Source organism: Leuconostoc citreum, assembly GCF_004354555.1.
In the GTDB taxonomy this organism is placed as follows: domain Bacteria; phylum Bacillota; class Bacilli; order Lactobacillales; family Lactobacillaceae; genus Leuconostoc; species Leuconostoc citreum.
Genome location: NZ_PUFH01000005.1, coordinates 561850 through 583288 on the forward strand (window position 1 = coordinate 561850; position 21439 = coordinate 583288).

Annotated in this window: 22 protein-coding genes and 1 other annotated feature; of the genes, 5 read left to right on the plus strand and 17 right to left on the minus strand. The window is 38.9% G+C overall.

Going from position 1 to position 21439, the window contains the following annotated elements; genetic code table 11:
* Positions 1-80: 80 nt before the first annotated feature.
* From htpX to leuS, 6 genes are all read right to left on the minus strand, one after another.
* On the minus strand, positions 81-971 hold the full coding sequence (gene htpX / locus C5L21_RS07110; RefSeq protein ID WP_004900296.1) for a zinc metalloprotease HtpX: 891 nt from the start codon (positions 969-971) through the stop codon (positions 81-83).
* A complete protein-coding gene (locus C5L21_RS07115) occupies positions 971-1519 on the minus strand; it encodes a LemA family protein (RefSeq protein WP_004900299.1) in 549 nt (182 codons plus the stop codon). The genes htpX and C5L21_RS07115 overlap by 1 nt, the downstream gene beginning before the upstream one ends.
* Before the next feature lie 79 nt (positions 1520-1598).
* The gene (locus C5L21_RS07120; protein ID WP_085698877.1) at positions 1599-2516 is read right to left on the minus strand and encodes a hypothetical protein; all 918 of its coding nucleotides are present in this window, start codon (positions 2514-2516) and stop codon (positions 1599-1601) included.
* A gap of 4 nt (positions 2517-2520) precedes the next feature.
* Positions 2521-3348: a hydrolase gene (locus C5L21_RS07125; RefSeq protein WP_085698875.1), complete on the minus strand. Its 828-nt coding sequence runs from the start codon at positions 3346-3348 to the stop codon at positions 2521-2523.
* A gap of 123 nt (positions 3349-3471) precedes the next feature.
* Positions 3472-5436, minus strand: coding sequence for a putative polysaccharide biosynthesis protein (locus C5L21_RS07130; protein WP_085698873.1), 1965 nt, complete (start codon positions 5434-5436; stop codon positions 3472-3474).
* A gap of 74 nt (positions 5437-5510) precedes the next feature.
* Positions 5511-7922, minus strand: a complete 2412-nt coding sequence (gene leuS / locus C5L21_RS07135; RefSeq protein ID WP_133286225.1) for a leucine--tRNA ligase — start codon at positions 7920-7922, stop codon at positions 5511-5513.
* Between the two features lie 98 nt (positions 7923-8020).
* Positions 8021-8220 (minus strand) — a binding site (T-box leader).
* A gap of 46 nt (positions 8221-8266) precedes the next feature.
* Between leuS and C5L21_RS07140 the strand changes: the two genes are divergently transcribed.
* The 3 genes from C5L21_RS07140 to C5L21_RS07150 are packed head-to-tail and all read left to right on the plus strand — an operon-like array spanning position 8267 to position 10214.
* Positions 8267-8905, plus strand: coding sequence for a phosphatase PAP2 family protein (locus C5L21_RS07140; protein WP_085698871.1), 639 nt, complete (start codon positions 8267-8269; stop codon positions 8903-8905).
* The gene (locus C5L21_RS07145; RefSeq protein WP_085698869.1) at positions 8889-9410 is read left to right on the plus strand and encodes an SAM-dependent methyltransferase; all 522 of its coding nucleotides are present in this window, start codon (positions 8889-8891) and stop codon (positions 9408-9410) included. Before C5L21_RS07140 ends, C5L21_RS07145 begins: the two co-directional genes overlap by 17 nt.
* 15 nt (positions 9411-9425) lie before the next feature.
* Positions 9426-10214 carry a peptidylprolyl isomerase gene (locus C5L21_RS07150; RefSeq protein ID WP_085698867.1) on the plus strand — a complete coding sequence of 263 codons (789 nt, stop codon included), beginning with the start codon at positions 9426-9428 and terminating at the stop codon, positions 10212-10214.
* A gap of 39 nt (positions 10215-10253) precedes the next feature.
* On the opposite strand, the gene C5L21_RS07155 is transcribed toward C5L21_RS07150, so the two are convergent.
* The 3 genes from C5L21_RS07155 to C5L21_RS07165 all read right to left on the minus strand — a co-directional run bounded on the left by C5L21_RS07155 (position 10254) and on the right by C5L21_RS07165 (position 12310).
* The gene (locus C5L21_RS07155; protein WP_004900325.1) at positions 10254-10691 is read right to left on the minus strand and encodes a universal stress protein; all 438 of its coding nucleotides are present in this window, start codon (positions 10689-10691) and stop codon (positions 10254-10256) included.
* 107 nt (positions 10692-10798) lie between these two features.
* Positions 10799-11503, minus strand: coding sequence for a ribose-5-phosphate isomerase RpiA (gene rpiA, locus C5L21_RS07160; RefSeq protein WP_170167816.1), 705 nt, complete (start codon positions 11501-11503; stop codon positions 10799-10801).
* 72 nt (positions 11504-11575) lie between these two features.
* Entirely contained in the window at positions 11576-12310 is a 735-nt protein-coding gene (locus tag C5L21_RS07165; RefSeq protein ID WP_133286226.1) for an amino acid ABC transporter ATP-binding protein, read from the minus strand.
* 140 nt (positions 12311-12450) lie between these two features.
* On the opposite strand from C5L21_RS07165, the gene C5L21_RS09445 reads away from it, so the two are divergent.
* The gene (locus C5L21_RS09445; RefSeq protein ID WP_004900334.1) at positions 12451-12594 is read left to right on the plus strand and encodes a hypothetical protein; all 144 of its coding nucleotides are present in this window, start codon (positions 12451-12453) and stop codon (positions 12592-12594) included.
* 89 nt (positions 12595-12683) lie between these two features.
* Here the strand turns inward: C5L21_RS09445 and tuf are convergent, their stop codons facing one another.
* From tuf to C5L21_RS07180, 3 genes are all read right to left on the minus strand, one after another.
* Positions 12684-13871 carry an elongation factor Tu gene (gene tuf / locus C5L21_RS07170; RefSeq protein WP_004900335.1) on the minus strand — a complete coding sequence of 396 codons (1188 nt, stop codon included), beginning with the start codon at positions 13869-13871 and terminating at the stop codon, positions 12684-12686.
* Between the two features lie 163 nt (positions 13872-14034).
* On the minus strand, positions 14035-14964 hold the full coding sequence (locus tag C5L21_RS07175) for a type I site-specific restriction-modification system, R (Restriction) subunit (RefSeq protein ID WP_040176722.1): 930 nt from the start codon (positions 14962-14964) through the stop codon (positions 14035-14037).
* Positions 14965-15034: 70 nt separating this feature from the next.
* On the minus strand, positions 15035-16852 hold the full coding sequence (locus C5L21_RS07180) for a ribonuclease J (protein WP_133286227.1): 1818 nt from the start codon (positions 16850-16852) through the stop codon (positions 15035-15037).
* 203 nt (positions 16853-17055) lie between these two features.
* Between C5L21_RS07180 and C5L21_RS07185 the strand changes: the two genes are divergently transcribed.
* Positions 17056-17688, plus strand: a complete 633-nt coding sequence (locus C5L21_RS07185) for a hypothetical protein (RefSeq protein WP_085698861.1) — start codon at positions 17056-17058, stop codon at positions 17686-17688.
* 91 nt (positions 17689-17779) lie between these two features.
* Here the strand turns inward: C5L21_RS07185 and rplT are convergent, their stop codons facing one another.
* The 5 genes from rplT to C5L21_RS07210 form a co-directional block, all read right to left on the minus strand.
* Positions 17780-18199, minus strand: a complete 420-nt coding sequence (rplT, locus tag C5L21_RS07190) for a 50S ribosomal protein L20 (protein WP_004900351.1) — start codon at positions 18197-18199, stop codon at positions 17780-17782.
* Positions 18200-18280: 81 nt separating this feature from the next.
* On the minus strand, positions 18281-18478 hold the full coding sequence (gene rpmI, locus C5L21_RS07195; RefSeq protein WP_004900365.1) for a 50S ribosomal protein L35: 198 nt from the start codon (positions 18476-18478) through the stop codon (positions 18281-18283).
* Between the two features lie 62 nt (positions 18479-18540).
* The gene (gene infC / locus C5L21_RS07200; RefSeq protein WP_216769572.1) at positions 18541-19080 is read right to left on the minus strand and encodes a translation initiation factor IF-3; all 540 of its coding nucleotides are present in this window, start codon (positions 19078-19080) and stop codon (positions 18541-18543) included.
* Positions 19081-19250: 170 nt separating this feature from the next.
* The gene (locus C5L21_RS07205) at positions 19251-19886 is read right to left on the minus strand and encodes a DUF1361 domain-containing protein (protein WP_004900370.1); all 636 of its coding nucleotides are present in this window, start codon (positions 19884-19886) and stop codon (positions 19251-19253) included.
* 96 nt (positions 19887-19982) lie between these two features.
* Positions 19983-21356, minus strand: a complete 1374-nt coding sequence (locus tag C5L21_RS07210; protein WP_004900372.1) for an amino acid permease — start codon at positions 21354-21356, stop codon at positions 19983-19985.
* Positions 21357-21439: the final 83 nt, after the last annotated feature.

Consider the following 21439-nt stretch of genomic DNA (forward strand, 5'->3'; position numbering starts at 1 on the left):
TTTATGAGAAAAATCAACCCTAGAAAAAAGCAATTAATTGCTTCACAAATAAAAAACACCTAGTCATTAACTAGATGTTCTTACATTTTTTCTAACCTTGCAATTCGTTCTTCAATCGGTGGGTGTGTATCAAATAAGCGCGCCTTTTTCTTTAGTGGGTCGCTAATATATAATGCTGCCGATGATTCATCTACATGTGACATTGGTGGTGCAGAATTCAACTTACGTAAAGCAGCAATTAATTCTTGTGGATTACGTGTCAACGCTACACTACCAGCATCAGCTAAATATTCACGATTCCGTGAGATAGCCATTTGAATAACAGCCGCTACTAGAGGTGCAAAAATCATGACTACTAACGATAATATAAAAACCAATAGTTGCCCACCACCGCCACTATCGCGATTATCACGATCACGGCTACCCGAACCGAAAAGCCACCAATTACTGCCTAAATTAATCAAAAACGATATGGCAGCTGTTAGTGCCAAGGCAATTGTCGATATGCGGATATCATAGTTCCGGACATGACTGATTTCATGACCAATAACGCCTTCTAATTCATTTCGGTTCATTAAGGCGATTAATCCTGTTGTTGCAGCAACAGCAGCATTCTTGGGATTATTACCAGTTGCAAACGCGTTTGGACTCTCATCTTCAATAATAAAAACCCGCGGCATAGGTACTTGCGCAACCATTGCCATATCCTCAACTGTGTGCCAGAGCTCTGGTGCTTGATCAGCTGAAGTGACTTCTGTGCCATGGTTCATTGCCATAACAACATCTGTTGCGTTACTAATCATAATGACTGCATAAATTACACCAACAAGTAGAGCACCAATAATACCAGTCACTAAAGATTTTAGAAGTAAATAACCGACCGCAGCCCCTACAATACCAACCAGCGCCAAAAAACCAATTAATAAGAAAACCGTTCGACGTTTATTAGATTGTATCTGCTCGTATAACATTAAAACTTAACCGTAGGTACTTCTTTTTCTGTTTCAGGTACAGCAATAAACTCACTTGGTTCAAAGTGATGAATGCCCGCAATAACGTTACTTGGAAAGGTCTGAAGCTTGGCATTATAGCTAGCTGTTGTTGTATTAAACAACTGACGAGAATAGGCAATCTTATTTTCGGTGTTAGTCAACTCTTCTTGCAATTTGGTAAAGTTGTTGCTAGCTTTTAGTTCTGGATAAGCTTCTGCCACAGCAAACAAGTGCGTCAAGGCACCAGATAACTGATCAGACGCTACCATAGTATCAGCTGGTCCTTGCGCATTGTTAACTTTTGTACGCGCATCTGTGACAGCTTGCAATGTTGACTTCTCAAAGTCTGCATAACCCTTCACGGTATTTACTAAGTTTGGAATCAAATCATTTCGACGTTTGAGTTGTACATCTATTTGACTCCAAGACTCTTTTGTGTGCATCCGTGACTTAACCAAGCCGTTATATACACTAATCCAAATAATTGCAACAATGGCAATTACTGCAATGATAATCAGAAATGTCATGAGCGTTCCCCTTTTAAATTAGCATTTGCTAATATTTTTTTGTTAATACTATAACATAATAATCATCTCATATATTGGCTTATTCCACAAATACTTCGCGCTTATCTTTCAAACCAACTTGGTCAATATGCGCGATGTACCATTGGTAAAAGAAAGGTAGTTGCTGTAGTAGTGTAAAAATTGTGACCTGTTGATTATCATCAACAATGGCATAAACCCATTGTTGATGCCCTGAGTCATTGAATACTTGTGTTAATCTGATAGCAATTTCTCCAACAGCAATTTCCACCCCAATTTGTTGGCCTTGCGCTCGCTTTAACACAAATTGCTGCTTGGCTGCTGTGACAAATAAACTATCTAAAACAACCGACGGCAACTCTCTTTCAACCATCACCAAATCTCGTTGATGTTGGGCAGCAAGTCCTGGTAAATCAATGCTAAACTCTTCTGACGCTAGCTGCTCAGCAATAGCTATGAGGCGTTTTTGAAAAATCGCTAATGCTTGGACCCCGGCTAACTGTACAGCTTCTGTTTGCACTAACTTAGCAAACTGTTGTGTGTCTAAATAAAAACGCTTATGTACAATATCCCAATATAATACCCGCAATTCTTGTGCTGTTTCTTCCAAATAAAAACCACCTGACGCTAAAGGCGCCGGTACGAATTTGAAAGCCGCATTTGGCCATTCATCAAAATGTAACTCAGCCGATTTTTGTCCCCTTGGCAAAACAGTTTCAGTATTTGATAGTGAGGCAGTTTCGGCCAGACGTGCAAAGGCTACCGTCACCCAATGCGTACTTGGAAACCAATAATCATTTGCAATTCGTAACATCGTTGATTCATGGATATCAAAAGCCAATATTTTCTCAACAACTTCTAATAAATCTGCCGTCTCATCAACATCGCCCAAAGTAGCAATTAAAATTTGCCAACGATTAAAGAGCGTCAAATCTTGTTTTAGTCTTTCACTGTAAACCTGTGTATCAAAATCTGCCATATCATTACCCTTTTTTGAGGTTATCTAAGTAAACATCATGTAATTGTGATATCGCTGCCACAAATGCTGCCACATTTGAATATTGCGACAAAATTGCCTGCAACTCTAACTGTCTCAAGGCGTCATCTTTTTCGTAAGCTAATAATTCATTTTCTTGATCAACTAATTTACGTTCAACTTCTGGTATGCGCTTCTGAGTCGCCTCTAATAATTCGCGCTTTTTTTCTAAAGCTTCACGTGTATTTTTGTCATTACGATTAAATAAGCCTGACTTGTTGGCTGACAATTCTGTAAGCTGATCTTTGACAACTTGTAACTCTAACGTTCGTTTTGTATTATCTGCTAAGAACGCTTTTAGTCCTTTAATATTTTCGTTGATTTCTTGAACTTTACTTTCATTAATACTTTGGCCCTCTGACAACTTTTCGGTTGCCTGAAGTTCGGTTATCATTTGCTTTTCCAAAGACAGTGTTATCGACAAAATGTTTAACGTGCCTAATTGCCGATGGTGCCACCAATCACCTAAAAAAACGTCATAAGTATCGCTAATAGTGCTTGAAGGCGTAAGCGATAAAAAGGGTAACTTTTCAGCAAAAAAGTGCATTAATTCTGGTGCTAGAAAATCAGATAGTTCGTCTGTTAAATCAGACACAATTAAAGGTAACTGTTGTCCAGATGACAGCGAATCATTATTTGTTGCTAATAGTTCATAAACTTCAGCAACATGTTGCTTTGTAATGGCCAATTGTAATTGCCCTAAGTATAAGATTTTATTATCAATACGGTTAAGCAAATCTGGTTGTAAGGTTGTTTGTGTTTCTTGATTTGTCATCACGATACCTCCATTCGGTACAAAACTTAATCTTAGCATACACCAAGTAGATGGTTAAAAATAGCCTGTTAATATTTTTTTATGACTTCGTCGAGAGAAAATAAAAAACGATAATTATCACAATTATCGTTTTGGACGTAAGATTGCTGGGATACGATTAATGCGCGAACCTAATAGTTCATCGCCAAACCCCATACGTAAGTATAGTAAACAAACAACGGCACCACCAACACCTGCACTAATTAATGCTGTTAGGGTTACTGATAATTTGCTGTCTAATGGGAATATGAACTGACGCATCACAACAACAATGAGATAAGCGATAACTGCCATCACAACCGCACCAATAAATAGCTGCCAAAGTTCATCCGCAATATCACTTAGAGACACTTGATAGGCTGTTTTCAAATAACTAAGCATAAACGCAATAGCAATTACCATGCCAACGACGCTTGACATCAAAGCGCCCATCCCTTCAAAATAACGAATAAACGGTACTTGCAAAGCAACTTTAACTAATAATCCAAAAACAAACGCTTTTATTACAATGGACACTTCGGACAGTGCTTGCAAAATAAAGGAAAGTAACATAAACAGGCTAAAGACAACGGCCAAAACTGTCGAATATTGTAAAAGATATATGCCTTCTTGATTAGACACGTCAATAGGATAAAACATTTTATATAGTGGGCCAGCGATAGCAAACATACCTAATGCACTGGGAAGCATCACCAATGCAAATAATTTAATCACCTGTCGTAATTGTATTTGAATATCTTCACGCGTAAGTGTGGCTTTACTCCCAGATAACATTGGTAATGCTGTGGCTGCAATGCTAGTAGAAAACGGCACAATAATCATAATTAGCTTATTCGGATTGGCACTAAACAATGCAAACTCCACCTGTAGCTGTTCATTAGTATAAGCAAAAAAATGATTCATAATATCAAAGTACGTATACTGATCAACAAGTTGAAATAAAGTAATTGCTGAACCAATAATAATAAAAGGCCATGATTCTTTCAAAATACTAAAAATTAACCCCCATGTCGAAGCCGCTTCATGCGGTTGGGTTGTATCGAGTGGCTGAGATAAAATACGATGATATCTCAACCATCCCCATATCAAGACCATCATACTGAAAATAGCCCCGATAAACGCGGCAAATGTTGATTGCACAACCACACCACTCCAGTTTCCTGGGTTAATTTTTAAAATTGCTACAGCCGTAACCAGCATGTAAATCACACGAGCAATTTGCTCAACAACTTGTGATAGTGCTGAAATACTCATCAACTGATACCCTTGAAAAATACCTCGAATCATTGACATTAATGGAAAAATAGCGACAGCAGGGGCTAGAGAACGTAGCACTGGCACAAAGTTGCTATTACCCTTAGATAACCAGGGACTCAAAATATAAATGGCTCCGCCAAATACAATTCCTAGTATCACGCCAAGCAATAATGATTGTCGTGTGAGTTGACGTGATTGGTAAACATCATGTCTTGCGTTATATTCTGCAACTAACTTAGATATTGCTGCTGGAACACCAAACGTTGCGATTGCCAAAAACATCGCATAAATATTATAACCTTGCCCAAATAAGGCATTAGCACGATTGGAATTAGATCCTAATAAGGCCATCCAAGGTACGATATATACTGCCCCCAAAATACGTGATAACATATTGCCTGCTGATAACCAAGCAGAACCTTTAACGAGCGTAGCCTGACTTGCATCTTGGCTACTTTCTTCTCTTTTTGGTGTTTGATTGGCAGCAATTGTCTCAATTTCAGCAGCAAATGGATCTGGCGTTTGAATTTTATTCAAGTTTGGTTTTTTAGCTATAATCCGTTGCCGAGATTGTTGATTTTGGGCTTGAATAGCTGCAATCTCAGACACCGATTGCCTTGGTATGTCACGCGCTTGTATACGTTGTGATTGAGGTTGAACTTGCTTTTGTTGTGCCCGTTGACGTGCACGTGCCAGTATTTCGTCAGCACTTAATATTTGACCATCCACATTAATTTTATCAACATGTTGACCGCGTATATTCTGATCTTCGGGACGTTGTTCATCCGTCATTTGTCTACTCCTCTTAAACTATTATGTACGCTGACTATACTTAGTCAGCCTATTTTTATCACACAATAACTTTATTAACTAACAACAATATTGACAAACTTACCAGGAATAGCAATAACCTTACGAACGGTTTTACCCATAATGAAGTTTTGTACATTATCATCAGCTTTAGCTGCAGTAATCATGTCATCTTGATTAATATCACGCGCGACGGTCGCTTTACCACGAACTTTACCATTAACCTGAAAAATAATTTCAACTGTATCATCAACCAACTTTGTGTCATCGTACGTTGGCCAAGAGACGTATGAAATTGATTCACGATTGCCTAAGCGAACCCAAAGTTCTTCTGCTAAGTGAGGGGCAAATGGTGCCAATAATTGGATAAAGCCATTCATATAAGTCACAGGTAAGGCATCAGACTTATACGCGTCATTAACAAAAACCATCATTTGTGAAATTGCTGTATTAAAGCGCATATTTTCTAAATCATCTGTCACTTTTTTAACTGTCTGATGATAAATTTTATCCAAATCACCAGGATTAACAGTTGTCACATGATCGCGTAATTGCCCTTCATCGTCAATTAACAATCGCCAAACACGATCTAACCAGCGACGAGAACCGGTAATGCCTTCTTCAGACCAAGGCTTACTTTGTGTCAAAGGTCCCATGAACATCTCGTAAACACGTAGCGTGTCAGCACCATATTCACGGACAATATCATCTGGATTGACTACATTTCCCTTTGATTTTGACATTTTTTCGTGGTTAGCACCCAAAATCATCCCTTGGTTCACTAACTTTTGGAATGGTTCTTTAGTTGGTACAACACCCAAATCATATAAGAATTTATGCCAGAAGCGAGCGTACAATAAGTGTAACACAGCATGTTCAGCACCACCAACGTATAAGTCAACATTCATCCAATACTTCAATTTTTCAGGGTCTGCTAGTTGGTGATCATTATGTGGATCAATATAACGTAAGAAGTACCAGGATGAGCCTGCCCACTGAGGCATTGTATTTGTTTCACGACGACCTTTAACGCCATCGTCACGTGTCACTTCTAACCAATCGGTTAAGTTAGCTAGTGGTGACTCCCCACTACCTGATGGTCGTAATTCTGTGGCATGTGGCAACAAAAGTGGTAACTCATTTTCTGGTACTAAGCTTGTTGTCCCATCTTCCCAATGAATGACAGGAATCGGTTCGCCCCAGTAACGCTGACGAGAAAAAATCCAATCACGTAGTCTAAAGTTGGTTTGTGCATGTCCAGCTTGATGTGCTTCTAACCAGTCAATCGCTTGATCGATAGCGGTTGCTTTGTCCAAGCCGTCTAGGAAATCAGAATTGATGTGTACCCCATCGCCAGTATATGCAACATCATCATTCTCGCCACCAGCAATCACAGGCTTAATCGCCAAATCAAACTTTTTTGCAAACTCAAAATCGCGGTCATCATGCGCTGGAACGGCCATGATTGCACCTGTGCCATACGAAGCTAAAACATAATCGGCAATCCAAATTGGCAATTTTTCACCATTGATTGGATTGATACCATAAGCACCTGTAAAGACACCTGTTTTATCCTTGTTCAAATCTGTACGTTCAAGATCTGACTTAGCAGCAATTGCTGCACGATAATCTGCGACAGCTTGTTTTTGCTCTGCTGTGACAATACTGTCAACTAGTTCATGTTCAGGAGCCAAAACCATATACGTAGCGCCAAATAAGGTATCTGGTCTCGTTGTGTAAACTTCAATTTTAGCATCTGCGTGATCAACATTAAAGAACACTGCAGCACCCTTGGAACGGCCAATCCAATTACGTTGCTGTTCCTTAATCGCTTCTGGCCAATCCAAATCATCTAAGTCATCAACTAATCGGTCAGCATAGGCTGTGATTTTCAGTACCCATTGTCGCAAGGCTTTTCGCTCAACCTTATTTCCAGAACGTTCTGACTTACCATCAATCACTTCTTCATTAGCCAAGACAACACGGTCAATTGGATCCCAATTGACCATCATGTTAGACTCGTATGCTAGACCTTTTTCATATAATTTTTCAAAAATCCACTGAGTCCACTTATAATAAGATGGATCTGTCGTATTTATCTCACGATTCCAATCGTATGAGAGGCCCAATGATTTTATTTGCTCACGAAAATGATCAATATTTTGACTCGTAAAGTCAGCTGGATTATGCCCTGTTTTCATTGCATACTGTTCTGCTGGCAAGCCAAAAGCATCCCATCCCATAGGGTGTAAGACATTAAATCCCTTAGCTCGCTTAAAACGGCTCATAATGTCTGTTGCTGTATAACCTTCTGGATGGCCAACATGTAAGCCCTGTCCTGACGGATAAGGAAACATGTCAACAGCATAATACTTTGGCTTATCAGTTGTATCAGAGGTAGCAAAAGTTTGATTATCATCCCAAAACTTTTGCCACTTTTGTTCAATTTGTTGATGTTCGTATGGCATATTTTTTCATACAGCAATTTACTAGAATCGCTGCATATCCTCCTTAAAATAATTAAAGTAAAAACGAAAAATCACCCTATATCACACTAAAAAGCATGACATAGGGCGAATTAATCGCGGTACCACCTATGTTTACGTATTGCTACGCCTCAAAACGTCTTAACGCGACGATACGTTGAAAGTTACTAAAGTTTCGCTTTCAAGGTGATTTAACCGAGTTCAACATGTTGTTCGGTAAACTTTCACCACCGCTTACTCTCTAACACACCACGCCATGTCTACTACTGTTAAATATAATGCTCTAATTATATCACGTTTAATCAAAATCAGGTATACTGTATGTTATGATTATAAAGCAAAAAACACAGATTATATTGGCGCTAATTACTTTTAGCATTTTTCTCTGTCTAACGATTGGCTTGGTATCACAAGCTTTGTGGTTTGAACAGCTCAATAGTATCGGTCAACATTTAATACAACAGCGATCACCATTAGCAGATATGATTCTAATCAATATTACGCAACTTGGTAGTGTCACATTTATTGGATTAAGCACGTTAATCTTGATTATTTTCTTAAGTTATAAGAAAGCTTACCCTGCATTGCAGTTTTTACTGGTCAATATTTTTTTATATGCAGGGTTAACGACACAAATAACCAAACGTATTATTCGCAACCCACGTCCAATACCACAGTTAATTCCAGAGCACGGCTTTAGTTTTCCTTCTGGACACACGATGGTTGCTATTTTATTCTATGGTACATTAATCGTGCTAACCAAGCGTTATGTGTCAAAAAGTTGGTTGCAACTAACAGCAATTACTATTTTCACCTTGCTACTCTTTGTCATCCCAATCAGTCGTATCTATGTCAATGTACATTACCCGACTGACATTATTGCTGCACTGTCGTTAGGCTATAGTTTACTCACTCTTTCAAAATATCTATTTTTAACAGGAGATTCCTATGATACCATCAATTGAGACACTCGCACACCAACTCATTGAACAAACTGTAAAAGTTGGCGATATTGTGATTGACGGGACGACTGCCAATGGCATTAATACGCGTTTTCTAGCGACAAGGGTCGGCAAGTCTGGCAAAGTATTAAGTTACACGGCGACAAAAGATAATGCAAATGCAACAGCTGCCTCACTATTTATGAGTGGCTTGTCTGAACGCGTCACTTTGCTCGGTAAAACGCTAGATCGTTCTTTTTTACAAGAAATCGGCTCACAGAGTCAAGCAAGTATTGGTATTTTTGACTACTCAGATGATGCACAAAATAAGAATCAATATCCTAATGACTACACTGATCAAATCAATCGTGTGTTGCCACGACTCGAACACGGTGGCCTTATGCTCATTAAATTTCAAGACATACCTACCGACTGGCTAGCCTATCTTGATACACTAATCAAAGCTGACTATGCGCAAGCAACCTACCGAACTAAAAAAGAGACCCTATTTATTATTGAACGTATTTAATCATTAGGAGGCAACATGAATAAAGAAAAACAATATGTGACGATTGCTGCAATGGTCACGATACTTGTGGGACTAATCATCGCTATTTTCCTGCTAACATCTCAAAAAAATAGTGGTTCATCCAACGATACGGCTAAGCAACAAACCTCTCAAGTAAAAAGGGATCCCAAGCTTGATCAGATGACATTGCCGCAACTTAATACGACTATTGCTGATGACGAGAGCGAAGTGAGACTTGTTACCACTGCCGGTGACATCACACTCAAGCTATTTAATCGCTATGCGCCGCTTGCAGTTGAGAATTTTATTAGTCATGCTAAAGCAGGTTATTACAACAACACAACGTTTCATCGCGTACTTGCAGATTTCATGATCCAGGGTGGCGATCCACAAGGAACTGGTAAAGGTGGTGAATCAATCTGGCATAACAAAGATAAAAATATCGATAGTGGCCAAGGTTTTAAAAATGAAATCAGCTCTTCTTTATACAATATCCGTGGCGCATTATCTATGGCTAACGCTGGTCCCAACACTAATGGTTCTCAATTCTTTATTAACCAAAATAAACAAGACCAATCTCAAAAACTTAATACAAATCAATATCCAAAAAAAATTGTAGCGGCCTACAAAAATGGTGGTAATCCCTCTTTAGATGGTAGCTATACCGTGTTTGGCCAAGTCATATCTGGCATGGCTGTCGTTGACAACATTGCTTCAGCCAAGGTCAAATCCGAGGGCGAGGGCTCTACGCCTATTGATCCCATTAAAATCAAAAATATTGTTATTCTAAAAGAAACGAAATAAAAAGCAGTGATTAATCACTGCTTTTTACTTTGCTTAAAATTATGATTCACTCACGCGCATAATCAAAACATCGGTACGCGATGCTTGGGTTACAAAGGAAGGCACCGTGCCCGCCATAACGCGTTGCAATGGGCTCAAACCTGTTTCCCCAACGACAATCAAATCGCTCTTATGATCTTTAGGAAAATCACGTGCAATAACTTGTTTTGGTGTTCCAAAACGTACGTGGACATCAACGTCATTGTGTCCAATTTGGTGAGCATACTCGTAAGATTTATTAATAACTACCTCAGCATCCTGCTCCATCTGATAAATAATATCGGCGTTCATAACAATGGTACCAAAGTAACCACCTGATGTGTCTACTACATTTAAAATATCAATGTGCGCATCGGGTGCGAATTCATGCACTTTCTTGATGAGAACATTTGATACATCTGAACCATCAATTGCAACTAAAATATTCTTGTATGCCATAATCTCTTACTATGCTGCGCCTATCACGCGACATGCTCCTTTGTTTATTTCTTTACAAGTTCATTATACCGCTTATGGATAAAAAATGTAAGCGCTTTAGTCCATTGTTACATTTTTTTCTGTAAATCAGTGCGTCGTAAGTAACTAACACCCTGTTGTGACCCAACAATGACTTCATCGGCAATATCTAAAAATAAACCATGCTCAACAACACCAATCCGTCCGTCTAGATATCGGCTTAACTCGTAGGGCTGATCAATAACTTGTAAATCCAGGTCAACAATATAATGCCCCATATCAGTCACAACTGGTTGCCCATATGCTCCTGTACGCAATTTTGGATACAAATGATGTTGTTCAAATTCAGTAATCAATTTACCACTTCCAAATGGCACAACTTCAACAGGTAACGGAAACTGACCTAACTTATCATGCACTTTAAGACTATCAACAATCCAAACCACACGTTTAGAATTCTTCGCTACAATTTTTTCCATTAAAAACGCCGCGCCACCACCTTTAATACCATTCAGTTCTGTATCAACTTCATCTGCGCCATCTATTGTTAAATCAATCATGGGTGCACTGTCGATATCTTGTATTTGAATGCCTAATTCTTTGGCACGATCAGCTGTTTTAAAAGAGGTCGTTACACCAATAATATTTAGCTTCTCATGTTGTACACGCTCAGCTAAGGCATCTAAAAAGAAGGCAATTGTCGACCCTGTGCCCAAGCCAACTGTCATACCATCTTTGACTAACTTTGAAGCAGCAATCGCCGCCTTTTTTTTTGCCACTAATATATTGTCCATGTGCCTATCATAACAGAAATAAAAAAAGATTGATAGTAATCGTATGTGACATACGATTACTATCAATCACTATTATAAGACTTTCTTCAAAAATTCCTGTGCACGCTTAGTTTGTGGTTGACTAAAGAACTTTTCGGGTGTGGCAACTTCTTGTAGTCCGCCATCTGCCATGAACCAAATTGTGTCTGCCACTTCACGAGCAAAGCCCATTTCATGTGTGACGACTAACATTGTCATACCAGCCTCAGCTAAAGATTTCATAACATTAAGTACTTCACCAACCATTTCAGGATCCAATGCACTTGTTGGTTCATCGAACAGCATTACGTCTGGCGACATGGCTAACGCTCTTGCAATGGCCACACGTTGCTGTTGTCCGCCAGAAAGACTTGTTGGATAAACATAATATTTATCAGATAATCCAACCTGAGTTAACAACTGTTTGGCTAATTGTGTTGCTGCGTCATCTGCCAAACCTTTCACTTTAATCGGTGCCAATTTAACGTTTTCTAAAACAGATAAATTTGGAAATAAATTAAAGCTTTGGAATACCATACCCATTTTTTCGCGCAGCTGATTTAGTGCATTTTCACCTAAATTAGTGAGTTCACTCCCTTCAAAGGTAATTTGACCACTCGTTGGTGAATCTAATAAATTAACAGCACGTAAAAAGGTAGATTTACCGGCCCCTGACGGCCCTAAAATTGCAATCACTTCACCTTGTTTAACTGTTGCATTAACATTATCAAAAACAATTTTGTCACCGTATTGTTTCTTTAAATTGGCTATAGTTAATAAATTGTCCATATTAATTACTCCCTTTGGTCTCTAAGTAATAGTATACATGAATGCAGTTTATATGCATTAAATATACTTTTTATAACTGAATAATTGTATATTATTGCATAAAAAGTAGCGTATACTTAACTCACACGGAGGTATATAAGATGGCAAAAATTATGAATAATGAGACATCTGTCACACAGTCGATTGATGATTTATTTCAGCTACCCGCTGATCAAAAAGAAAAAAGTAATTATTCTCGCGATGCGATGCTTGGTCGTGAGAACAACAAAGATCAAAAAAAATAAAGAAAACTATTACTTTACCATACTTGGAGATGTTAAAGTGATAGTTTTTTTAACAAAAAAAAACACGCTTACGCGTGTTTTCAAAATAATTAGTCTTCGATTTCAGTAACTGTTCCGGCACCAACAGTGTGGCCACCTTCACGAACAGTAAACTTCAAGCCTTGTTCGATAGCAACAGGTGAAATCAATTCGATTTCGAATGTTACTTGGTCACCAGGCATAACCATTTCTACACCAGCTGGCAATTCAACAACACCTGTAACGTCAGTTGTGTGGAAGTAGAATTGTGGACGGTAGTTAGTAAAGAATGGTGTGTGACGTCCGCCTTCTTCCTTAGAAAGAACATAAACTTCAGCCTTGAACTTCTTGTGTGTCTTGATTGAACCTGGCTTTGCCAAAACTTGGCCACGTTCGATTTCGTTACGGTCAACACCACGCAACAATGCACCGATGTTATCACCAGCTTGTGCTTCGTCAAGTGTCTTACGGAACATTTCAATTCCTGTAACAGTCGTTTTCTTGATTTCGTCTTTCAAACCAACGATTTCAATTTCTGTACCAGTAGTCAATACACCACGGTCAACACGACCAGAAGCAACTGTACCACGACCAGTGATTGTAAATACGTCTTCGACAGGCATCAAGAAAGGCTTGTCAGTTTCACGCTTTGGTTCTGGAATGTATGAATCAACAGTATCCATCAATTCTTCGATAACCTTAACTTGTTCAGGGTCACCTTCAAGGGCCTTCAAAGCTGAACCTTTAATTACAGGAATATCATCGCCTGGGAAGTCATATTCTGACAACAATTCGCGAACTTCCATTTCAACCAATTCAACTAATTCTTCATCATCAACCAAATCAGTCTTGTTCAAGAATACAACAAGATATTCAACACCAACTTGACGTGCCAACAAAATGTGTTCACGTGTCTGTGGCATAGGACCATCAGTTGCAGCAACAACCAAGATAGCACCGTCCATTTGAGCGGCACCAGTGATCATGTTCTTAACGTAATCGGCGTGACCAGGGGCATCGATATGAGCATAGTGACGTGTTTCTGTTTCGTATTCGATGTGTGAAGTGTTAATCGTGATACCACGTTCTTTTTCTTCAGGCGCGTTATCGATTTCAGCAAAATCAGTAGCTGTGATACCTTGCTTTTCAGCCAATACCTTTGAGATTGCGGCTGTCAAAGTCGTCTTTCCGTGATCGACGTGTCCAATAGTACCAATGTTAACGTGGGGCTTAGTGCGAACGTAAGTTTCCTTAGCCAATGTAGTTTCCTCCAAAATTCATTTATCAGTATTCTGAAAAATGTTTATAAATATATTTTACAACGCAAGCCGTCAAAAGACAACAGTTAATTGCGTTTTTCCGGCTCTTGAAGCCAAAAATTATTATACCGAGTTATTAAGAAAATGTAAATAGTTTTACGAATTAATTTGCAAAAAATGAGGCAATCAAGCTACGAACATGTTGATGCCATTTTCGCTGTTCAGCAGGCTCATTATCCGTACTTTTATCGTAATATTGGGCAATACTTGCTGTTACCCACGCTTCTGGATTAGTAATAATTTCTGTCACACGTGGATAAAGTAATGTCATTTCAAATCGTACTTGCTGGGCTAACATATCCATTGCAATGGGATCATCATGGCCAAGGCGTTCATCTAAGAGATCTGCAACTGTCTCAAAAATAGGTGAATCGACTAATAAGCTCACTTGACTTAAATTAATCGTATATGTCTTATCATCTAACCAACGATAGGCGATATCCCCCTCAACCTGTAATTTTTGTAAATCTTCAAATAAGGTAGCTCGGATGATGGGTGTTACATAAGGGTCAACAAGTAAAAATTGTGCCCCTTTTACAAATTCAGCCACTGGCAAATGCCTAGCCGATTCATAACGATCGCGCTGTTGAAGCATATCATAATCACTCAAATGATAAAATTGTCGGCCAATGGTCTGAAAAGTGGTGGCCATGGTCTCTTGTGCTACGGATTCAGCACGCCGTATATCTTTAAGGACTGCCGATTTAACAACCTCATCATGCCATAATACGGCTATTTGTTGCGCATAGACAAAGTTTTGATTTTGGATGGCAAGCGTCACAACCATTCGAAAATCGGTTTCTTCTTCTAAGTAATTATATAAAAAATCATCAGCATATGAAGCGGCTAATTGATACTGCTCATCCATGAATAGTGCAGTAACTAACCGGTAATTAATATCAAACGTTGTTAATGATTCATACACAGTGATTAAAGTTTCCGCAGCATCATGCCAATTTTTTTGTGACATCTCTGTCTGTGCGCGATCGATTAATTGCTTGATTTCAGGTGATAGATGATCTTCCAATGTCATACGATACCATAGCTATTATTAAAACAATAACTATTATCCTTTCCAACCTTTCAAATGATGCTAAATTATGTTATTTCTCTGCCTTCACAACAACCTTTTTAGCTTTCTTCTTAGGTGTGTTATTTTTTTCTTTATTTAATTTAACGTTTTGTGCTTGACGCGTTTTAGTTTTATTATTGGCATTATTGCTCTTATGTGACGTTGGCCGACGATTCTGGTTAACTTCCATTACAACTGGCATCACCATCGGACGACGACGCGTTTGATCAAATAAATAACGCGACAAGACCTCTCGAACGCCGTTCTTCAATTCATTCCAATCAAAGTTTTTAGTTGTATTGAGATAATTTTCAATCTGCTTAACCGTTATTTCTGACGCTTCTTTCATCAAGTCACGGTTAGCCTTCACGTAGACAAAACCGCGAGAAGTCAATTTTGGCTTAGAAACCACTTGTCGTTTCTTACGATCAATCGTCACAACAGAAACGAAAATACCATCTTCAGACAAAATGCGACGATCACGCAAGACTACGTTACCAATGTCCCCAATACCAGCCCCATCAATTAGCGTTTCGCCAATCGTAAATGAATCTTGTAACTCGAAATGATCGTCAAGCCATTTGAATTGATCACCCTTCATTGCCATCATAATATGGTCTGTTGCAATATTCACTTCTTCTGCAGCAGACTTAGCAGAAGACATCACGCGATATTCACCTTGAATTGGCATGAAATAATCTGGTTTTAAGACATTAATCATCATTTGCAAGTCGTTACGTGATGCATGACCACTTGAGCGTAAGTCACTGCTGATTTGCTTAACATTGGCGCCTTGCTTGAAGAGCATATCACGTGTTTTGGCAACAACACTTTCCATTGCCGTAGAAGGTGTTGTCGTAATAAAGACAAGGTCATCTTCTCCTATACGAACATAAGGATCTTCACCATTAGCCATGCGATTCAAATGCTTGATGGGCTCTCCCATACGTCCTGTTTCCAGAATCACTGTCTCTGAAGCAGCTAAGTTTTTAGCATTTTTAAGATTAACAAGTAATTTACTTTCCGGTACGGGAAGGTATAATTTACGAAGGCGGATAGCTGTTCGAACAACATTTTCAATATCATTACCGGACAACACTAGTTTACGCTTTGTTGCCACAGTGGCGTCAATGACCTGTTGAATACGTTGAATATTAGAAGCAACTGCAGCAATAATAATGCGTTTCTTTTTATTATCACGGAATGTCTCTAAAATGTAATCACTAATTTTAGATTCATTAACAGAGTCAGTATCCCCTTCTGTCCCTGCAGCATCGGCAAGTAATGCTAATACTTTACCTTGACCAATTTCGACTAGTCGAGCAATGTCAGTTCGATAATTTTTTTCTGCTGTTTGGTCAAACTTAAAATCGCCCGTATAAACAATTTGTCCAAACGGTGTGCCTAACACAATGCCCATTGAATCTGGAATGGAATGTGTTGTATTAAAAAACGATACAGTCACAGTTCCAAAGTCAATTTCAGTTTTTGCATTGACAACATGGTAATCGTCGTAATCCTTGAGCGCTTCTTGATCTTTGATAGCTAACTTAGCTAACTCAATCGTTAGTTCTGAACCAAATATTGGCGCTTGTACTTGTTGCAAAAAATAAGGTAAGGCACCAATAGCATCAGCGTGACCATGTGTCAAAAAAACACCGGCAATTTTATCACTATTTTTTATTAAATAATCAAAATCAGGTACGACAACATCCACACCTAATTGATCTGTTTCCGGATATTTCAAACCAGCGTCAAAAATAAAAATTTCATCATTTACTGTAATTGCGTACATGTTTTTACCATTTTCGCGGACACCGCCAAATGGAATAATACTTAAATCTGTCATCTTTTTCCCTTTATAAATAGACTTATGCTATAAGCCATAATTTTTTCGTAAATATAAACAAGTGGATACTGCTGGTTTCTAAAACGCGGAGTCATCCTATTTTTTGTCTCGATACGTAATTATATCCATTTTAACATACTTTAAGCATTTTCTGTTATCATTATCTAAGGAAAGGAACAGGACAATGCGTCCTGATTTTAATTATGCAACGCAAACCATTTAAGCAGTCTCACCGCCTTCGTTACTTACTTGTCGGTCTTCTAATTGTCGCCGTTATTATTGTGGCAACCGTGATTTTAGGTCAACATGGTGGTAAAAAAACATCAGAAACATCACAATCGACTAGTCAATCTTCTCAAAGCCAGAACAAATCAAACAGCACTGGTTCAACTAGTGCTACTAGCTCCAATGCGCCTGTGTCATCGACTGATGAAGCCTCTTCAGTTGTTGTCCCATCTGTTCCTAGTTCAGCAGCCTCAGAAGCCATTCATGCAGTGGTCAATGATGGCACACAAACACCGATTGCCGATAACCAGACGTCTGCACCGCAAGTCGCAGCGTCAAGCAGTGTAGCAACACCAGCACCAGCCCCTAAAGCTGTTACATTTGGTAATTGGACCCTTGCTAATTTTAATACGGTGAAGTTAGGTAGTGCTACCTATGATCAAGTTAAAGCAAGCTACGGGAACCCTACTAATTTAGTTGCTTCTGACACGGTCACTGCTAACTGGATTAGTACGAGTGGCGCAAAAGTTACAATTGTCTTTACACCAACTGGCGATAACAAAAATTTGCAATTGGTTGCTAATTATAAAGTACAATCTGGTTTACAATAACACTAAAAAATAGCCCTTAAGTAGGCTATTTTTTTTGCTGTGTTTATAGTAAATAAAAAAGTGTGGCGTCATGCCACACTTTTGATTATTCTTAACGGTCAACCTTAACAGTTGTTTCCAATGTTGCGGCAACGCGTTCTTGAACTAATACGTTGTCTGATGCTAAAGCTGCTTTAGCTTGGTCAGCCAACTTTGCAAATGTATCAAAATCAGTTACAGCGATTTCAGCTAACATCTTACGATTTAATTCAACACCGGCAAGTGTCAAACCGTGCATCAACTTTGAATATGACAAACCGTTCATACGTGCTGCTGCGTTAATACGCGCAATCCACAACTTACGGAAGTTACGCTTTGTGTTCTTACGATCACGGTATGCGTACAAGTATGACTTCCAAACTTGTTGCTTAGCAACCTTAAAATTAATACGACGTTGGCCACGGTAACCCTTGGCCAACTTAACCATCTTTTTACGACGTGCGCGTGAAACTGTACCACCCTTAACTCGCATGGGTAATTCCTCCTAGAATTTTAAAAATAACTTGTTGGACTAAAATCCAAAATGTAGATAGATGAACTATCGCAACGCGAATTAGATGTTTGACAACATCTTAGCGTATGTCTTAACAGTCGTTGAATCCATCATGCGTGTGCCACGCAATTGACGACGTTGCTTCTTTGTCTTACCGTGGAAACGGTGTGAAGTATAAGCTGAAGCTGACTTCAAGCCACCGTTGGCTGTCTTTTTAAAGCGCTTTGCTGATGCGCGGTGTGTCTTCATCTTTGGCATGTGACTAATTCTCCTACTTTGTGATTTTGTTTAAGCTTGTAAACAAGCAATTAAACCTTTAATTACTTGGCGTCTTTAGGTGCCAAGACCAAAAACATTTGGCGGCCGTCCATCTTGGCACGTTGCTCAACCTTGGCAATGTCATCAAGTTCTGCGGCCATACGGTCTAATACTTGACGTCCGATGTCTTGGTGGGTAATCATACGACCACGGAAACGCAAATTAAGCTTCACTTTGTTACCTTGTCCAAGGAACTTAATAGCAGCTTTCTTACGTGTTTCGAAATCGCCTGAATCAATGACCGGTGACATACGAACTTCCTTCACTTGCACGATTTTTTGGTTTTTGCGTTGTTCTTTTTGCTTTTTTTGCGCTTCGAACTTAGCTTTTCCCCAATCCATGATTTTGGCAACTGGTGGTTCAGCGTTAGCTTGAACCAATACCAAATCCTGGTCTAAATCATTAGCAATCTGTTGTGCGTCTCGCGTAGACATTTCTGTCTGCTTACCTTCATGGATAAGCAATACGCGAGGTGCGCGAATATTATCGTTGATTAAATCAACTTGTCGTGGTTGACGTGCTATTGTCAGGCACCTCCAAATTTATTTTGTGAATCAAGAAGAAAAGTGGACAAAGAACCTAATCTTTACCCACTTCAACACTTGCAATCCATACGGATAACTGTATCTGCCAAGCAACACAATCACTTGGCGAGAAGCGGGTGCTCCTACTTGTTCAACAGTTATTATTCTATCTTACTATTAAGTTATTGTCAAGCTTGAGTTTGCTCTAATTTAATCATGCGAATACCATAGTGAAATACTACCAAGACGGCAAACTGGGCGCCAGCAAATAAAATGACAAAAGTAAACATGTGGTAACCCATTGACATGGCGATGTTACGTAAAACAACATGAAAATTCACAAAAATATCCCAGGAGTTCAAGCGTAGGTACCGTCCAATATATATCCCTAAAGCAGATAATACTGATACCAGTGCGGTAATACTAAAATAAGTGAGGTGAACATGACGATGAAAAACTGCTCGTGTCATAATTTCTAAACTCAAGACCCCCAAGCCAACGCCAATAAATATGCCCGTCGCTAAAATAGCATAATTGAAATACTGTCCCGCTTGGCTCAAATCAGAACCAATGGCATAGAGATGAATAAAATCCGTCATCATATACATGGTGTTGGGAAAGAATAATAGCCACAATACACCAAACAAACACTTTAGAAGTCGGCTTGGAACAATCGAAACAATGACGGCAAAATCAAATGGTAGTAAAGCTAAAAAAACATTCCAGTTCAAAAAAGTAAAACGTGTTGGTGTGGTATGAACGAATAGGAAAAATAGGAAAACAACCAAATGGATAATACTGAGATTCAAAATTTTATTATTCATGCCTTGCGTCCCCTTTTTTTGCAATGCCTCTAGTTTATCATAATCAATAAAAGCTATTCAATCTAAATTTAAATTGAATAGCTTTTATATTAAAGATTATTTTTTTAACGTTTTAGGCTGGCGGGAAGCTATCCAACCAAAGATAACTAGCCATAATGTTGCGCCAATTGCTGGCACGCGGGAATCCGGGTTAAAGAATAACGTCACAAAAATAAAGGCAAAAAACACAATTGCTAATGGTACTAACACACGTGGTGCAATCACGAGAAAGCCATCTGGCATATAACGATCTGACTTACGATATTTCATGTAGGCTATCAATATCAAAATATAAATCATCAAAAACAAATCTGTTGAAGCACTTGTGACAAAGCTAAATGCGTTGGTCACTGCCGGAACAACTGATATAACCGCTGAAAAGCCAACCATCAATGCCGTGAAAAGAACCGCATTGGTTGGTAATTGTGTCTTAGACATTTTTCTAAAAGGCTTTAAAAAGGCAGATTTCGATTGAAAAGACAAAGCATAAAAATTACGACTTGCACTAAACAATACTGAATTCAATGCAGATGCTGCACTGGTTAACACCACAAAATTAATTAATGCAGCCGCCCACTTAACACCAGCTAATTGAAAAACCATAACAAATGGGCTCTGATCAGCGGGAATTTTTTGCCAAGGATAGATTGTCATAATAATAAACAAGGCACCTAAGTAGAAAAACAAAATACGCCAAGGTATCTGGTTAATTGCCTTAGGTAGAACAGCCCGTGGATTATCTGTCTCTGCTGTGGTCATACCAATAAATTCCATACCAACGAAAGCAAACATGACCATTTGAAAGGCATTAATAAAATTACCAACGCCGTTTGGGAAAAGCGACAAATGTTGCCAGACATTACTAAACGCAACATCGCCCACTGGGGTCTTAAAACCTGTTAATGCCATAATGATACCAGTCACAATCAAAGCAAGTATGGCAACAATTTTGATCATAGCAAACCAGAACTCAGTTTCGCCGTAAAGTGCCACGGCAACTAAATTAACACTTGTTAGTACTACAAGCATGATAATTTGAATAAGCCAACTGGGCATACCTGGCAGCCAATATTGAATATATTTAGCAACAGCTGTTAATTCCGCCATGCCCATGAAGACAATCGTTAGCCAATAAGACCAACGCGCAAAAAAGCCGGTACGATTGCCGATATATCTCGTTATAAAAGTAATAAATGTATGTTGGGTAGGGTCGGCATAAAGTAATTCACCAACCGCCCGCATCATCACAAACATGAATAAACCAATGGTCAAATAGACTAGTAATATTGCTGGGCCAGCATAATGAATGGAATTCCCTGCCCCCATAAATAGCCCAGTCCCAATAGTACCGCCAATAGCAATAAGCTGCACATGCCGATTTTGTAAACCTCGTTTGGCAGGTTGACCATTGTCTTCTGTTGTTTCTGACATAAAAAAATATCTCCTCTTTATACTACAATTAACGTTTAACACACTATGTACAAAGCACTGAACGACTTTGTGTTCAATGCTTT